At 55.6% G+C, this 1,103-nt stretch carries 1 protein-coding gene; it reads right to left on the bottom strand.

The genetic code is table 11. The annotated features are described in order from the left end of the window. Positions 1-59: 59 nt before the first annotated feature. A partial coding sequence (locus tag E4M07_RS29835) for a hypothetical protein (protein ID WP_246660663.1) occupies positions 60-1,103 on the bottom strand: 1,044 nt, incomplete at its 5' end.

Genomic DNA, 1,103 nt, shown 5'->3' with positions numbered 1-1,103 from the left:
CTACCGTATGCACACATCTTTTTCCGACCGTTTGATTTGGGCCTGAAGTTTGCCGTTTGTCATTCCGATTCTATCTCCTCCTCCTGATTTGACGTTTCAAAGACGGTGCAGAGATGCTGCAAAATTCGAGTTCGCATTTTGGGGATTTTCGTCTGGATCGGGCTGCAGACGTCTTTCATGAACGCCTTGTAGCGGGTGGCCCTCGCGGCATCTCGATCAGAAGCGTTGGCGGCAATCGTGCTAATGAGGTCCGCTTTGGTCGGTTTTTGAGGAACGGGAAGGTGACAGAGGAAAAGCTTATGGAAAAGGCTCGCAAGGACACGTGTGGTCGCGTTGACGGCCTGCATATTCTGGCGATTGAGGACACGACTACCTTTCGTGATGACGGATTGGGAAACAGCATTCTCGGACACGCCACCATTGCCGTTGAAGCCGAACAAGGCGCGTTGCTCGGGGCGCTCGACATGCAGCTCCTTGAACACACTGGTGGCCGCAAAAAGCCATCCAGAAACAGACCCCTTCGTGAAAAGGAGAGCTATCGTTGGATTGAAGGCATGCAGACTGCCGCAACTGCTCTGAGTACGGCTGCGGCTGTCACGGTGGTCGCTGACCGTGAAGCAGACATATTCGAGATGTTTGCGTGCCGTCCTGAAGAGGTGGAAGTCCTGATCCGAGCGTCCCATGATCGCAATCTTGCCGACGATACAGGCAAGCTCTTTGCCAGCCTTGATGGCAAGCCTCAGCAAGAGCACATCGTCGAGTTGCCGGCACGACCCGGGCACAAGAAGCGCACGGCGCGCATTGGCGTTCGCTTCGGGGGCGTTACCCTGAAGCATCCCAAGGACAGACCACTTGAACCGGGTGTTCCCGACAGCCAGTCCGTCCATCTCGTCGAGGCGCGAGAAATCGACCCGCCTGACGGTGTGAAACCCGCGCATTGGCGACTGCTGACCACCCACCGGATTGAAACGTTCGAACAGGCAAGATGGATCACCCAACTCTACCGTCGACGCTGGGTTGTCGAGCAAGTTTTTCGAGCCATTAAGACCAGGGGCTTCGACATCGAAAACGTGTCGATGGAAGCCATGCCGTTCAAGAAACTG

The sequence above is a fragment of the Nitratireductor sp. XY-223 genome (assembly GCF_004959855.1).
Lineage (GTDB): Bacteria > Pseudomonadota > Alphaproteobacteria > Rhizobiales > Rhizobiaceae > Hoeflea_A.
The sequence above is the reverse complement of the archived record's forward strand: the minus strand, read 5'-3'. Positions and strand labels throughout refer to the sequence as shown.